1 protein-coding gene is annotated in these 3,512 nt (G+C 69.0%); it reads left to right on the top strand.

Going from position 1 to position 3,512, the window contains the following annotated elements:
• On the top strand, positions 1-3,512 hold a 3,512-nt coding region (locus EOL86_12895; GenBank protein NCD26472.1), incomplete at both ends, for an amino acid adenylation domain-containing protein.

The following is a 3,512-nucleotide window of genomic DNA, read 5'->3' as shown; positions in this document are numbered from 1 at the left end:
CGACGACGGCCTGACGGCGCGTCAGCACGCCCACTGCTCCCTGGCCGAGATTCAGGGCGCGGCGGGCGTGGGCCAGGACCTGCTGACCCATTTCTTCGTACTCGAAAACTACCCCGCGCCGCACGGCGGGTCGGAGTTGGCCATCACGGCCGCGGAGGAGTTCAGCCAGACGAGCTTCGACTTCGCCGTGGTCTGGGAGGAACGCGAAGGCTTGGACGGATTTCTCGTCTCCAACGCGGCCAGCTTCGAGCAGTGGCGGGTGGAAGCGCTGGCCGAGGCCTACGCCACGGCCCTCGATGCCGTGACCCGCGACGCGGCCACGACGCTGGCCGCCATCGATCTTGTTTCGCCGCGCATGCGCGAGACCCTGCTTGCGCGGTTCCGCGCGCCGGTGATGACCTATCCCGCAGCGAGCGTGGTCGAACTCTTTCGGCGGACAGCGGCCCGCCAACCCGCGGCCACGGCCCTGGTTTTCCACGATCGTCGCATGACATACGCCGAGCTGGACCGGGCCAGCGACGCCCTGGCCCGGCGGCTGGCGACGGCTGGCGCCGGACCGGAACGCATCGTGGCCGTGCTCCTGCATCGCGGTCCCTTCTTCGCCGTGGCCCTGCTGGCCGTGCTCAAAAGCGGCGCGGCCTTCCTGCCCCTGGCCGCCGACGCGCCGGCCAAGCGCCTGCTTTTTCAACTGGAGGATTCCGGCGCCCTGGCCGTGATCGGCGAAACCGCTCTTTTGGAAAATCTGGACAGCGATCTGCCGCGCTTCGACGTCAACGACCCGGACCTGTTCGCGGATGCGACCGACGCCGTCTTGCCGGCCCAAAGTCCGGACAGCCTAGCCTATGTCATCTACACCTCGGGCACCACGGGTCTACCCAAGGGCGTGGCCGTCGAACATCGCGCCCTGACCAACCAGACCTTGTGGACGGCGCGCCAGTACGGCCTGGGACCGGATTCCCGGCTGACCCTCTTCGCCGCCCACGCCTTCGACGTGGCCATCTGGGAACTCTTTCCGGGTCTGGTGTCCGGCGCGGTCCTGCATGTGCTCGGCGACGAGCTGCGCCGGGATCTGCCCGCCCTGGCCCGCTCCCTGCGCGACAACGCCATCACCGACACCTGGATGCCGCCGCACGTGGCCGCGCTCTTTCTCAAGGAACACTCCGGCCAGGGCCTGCGCAGCCTGACCGCCGGCGGCGACGTCTTCAAGCCCCAGGGAGACTATCCCTTTCTGCTCTACAACAACTACGGGCCGACCGAGTGCGCCATCACCTCGACCAGCTGCCGCGACTTCGCCCACGCCAGCCCCCTGTCCATCGGCCTGCCCGTGGACAACACGGACATGTACATTCTGGACCGTGGCGGCCGCCTGCAACCCATGGGCGTGGCCGGCGAGCTGTGCATCACCGGCGTGCAGGTGGCGCGCGGCTATCTGAACCGGCCGGAGCTGACCGCGGCGTCCTTTGTTCCCAACCCCTTCGCGACCGGACCGGACACGGCGCGCATGTACAAAACCGGGGATCTCTGCCGCTGGCTGCCCGACGGGAGCATCGAATTTCTGGGCCGCATCGACCAGCAGGTCAAGATTCGCGGCCACCGCATCGAACTGGGCGAGATCGAAAAGACCGCCCAGGCCCATCCGCTGGTGGCGCAGTGCGTGGTCAGGGCCGATGGCGGGCAGCTGTGCGCCTATATCGTGACGCGTGACGGCGCGGATCTGGACGTCCCGTCCGTGCGGGATTTCCTGGCCGAGGGGCTGCCGCCGTACATGGTGCCGGAGCATGTTCTTTTTCTGGATTCCCTGCCCCTGACCGCCAGCGGCAAAATCGACAAGAAGGCCCTGCCCGCGCCCAAACCCGCGCTGGCGGACTTCGTGCCGCCCACGACCCCGGCGGAGGAAATTCTCTGCACGATCCTGGCCGAGGTTCTGGAACGGGACCGGATCGGCCTGACGGACGATTTCTTCCAACTCGGCGGCGATTCCATCAAGGCGCTCATGGTCGCCTCGCGGCTGTGGGCCAAGGGATTCAGGCTGGACCTCAAACACCTGTTCGCCCGCGCCGGACTGGCGGCGGTGGCGCGATCCCTGGTTGCCGCCGAGGCTGCCGGCGCGGCGTCCCCGGCAGCCGAGCAGTGGCGCGATCCGGCCGTGTCGCCGACGGAGCGGGAGCGCGTCCAGGCCCGCTTCGCGGACAGGGGCGTGCGGGCCGTGTACCGGGTCACGCCCATGCAGGAAGCCATGCTCGCGGCGCGGGAAGCCGAGCCAGCCGCCTATGTGATCGACAATTGGGCCGACCTGGACGGCCGCCTCGACCCCGACGCCCTGCGGGAGCGCTGGCGTCTGCTCGTGGCCCGGCACGACGCCCTGCGCACGGTCTTTGACCTGGACGGGGAACGTCCCTGGCAGGTGGTTTTGGAGCGCGGCGCGACCGATTTTCGTTTCGAGAACCTGCGCGGCCTCGACGCACCGGCCCAGGACGAACGCATGCGCCAGATCCAGGCCGGCCTGGTCCCGCCGCGCCTGGACCACGGCCCCCTGGTCCGGATTGTCCTCTTCGGCCTCGGGGACGGACGTTTCCGCATGCTCCTGTCCTGGCATCATCTCGTTTTGGACGGGTGGAGCCTGGGCCGGGTGCTGGGCGAACTCTTCGCGCCCGAGGCCCCGACCGACCCGGCCGTGTCTTTCAACGGATACATGCGGTTTTTATCCGGCCGCGACCTGGAAACGGATCTCGCCTGGTGGCGCGAAGCCCTGCGTGGCGCGGGCGCGCCGGCCCTGCTTCCACGCGCCCAAAACGGGCGCGGCGCATCCCGGCCGCGCCGCCTGACCTTTGCCCTGCCCCGACAAGTGGATCGGAAGCTGCGCGAACTCGCCGCCGACCAGGGGTTGACCCTGAGTACGCTGCTCCAGGCGGCCTGGGCCGTGATTTTGGCCCGCCACGCCAATCAGGACGAGGTTGTCTTCGGGTCCGTCGTTTCCGGCCGCCCGGCCGCCGTGCCCGGCGTGGAACGACTGGTGGGCCTGTGCGTGGCGACCATGCCCGTGCGGGTCGCGTGCCCGGCCACGGAATCTTTTGTCGGGCTGGCCAGAACCATCCAGACCTGGAATCTCGACGCCGAGCCACATGCCGTCTGCTCCCAGGCCGAAATGAGGAATCTGGCCGGCGCGGGCCTGGACCAGCTGTTCGTGTTCGAGAACCAGCCTCCGGCCGCCAACGCTCCGGATCTGACGATCACGCCCAGGCAAAGTTCCGGCCTGACCGGAACGGAGCTGGCCATGGAATGGTCCGATCCCGGCCGGCTGACCTGCGTCATCCACTACAACGCCACTCTTTTCGACGACTGGCGCATGGAGGCCGTGCGCGATCACTGGCTGGTCCTGCTCGAGGCGCTGGCCCAGTCCCCGGAGGCGGCCCTGGGCAAGGTGTCCATGCTCACCCCGGCCGAGGAACGGCGCATCCTCGTCCACTGCAACCGCACCGAGCGCGACTTCGGCCCCCCGGCCACGGCGGTCG

It is taken from the genome of Deltaproteobacteria bacterium (assembly GCA_009930495.1).
In the GTDB taxonomy this organism is placed as follows: Bacteria; Desulfobacterota; Desulfovibrionia; order Desulfovibrionales; family Desulfomicrobiaceae; genus Desulfomicrobium.
The sequence above is the reverse complement of the archived record's forward strand: the minus strand, read 5'-3'. Positions and strand labels throughout refer to the sequence as shown.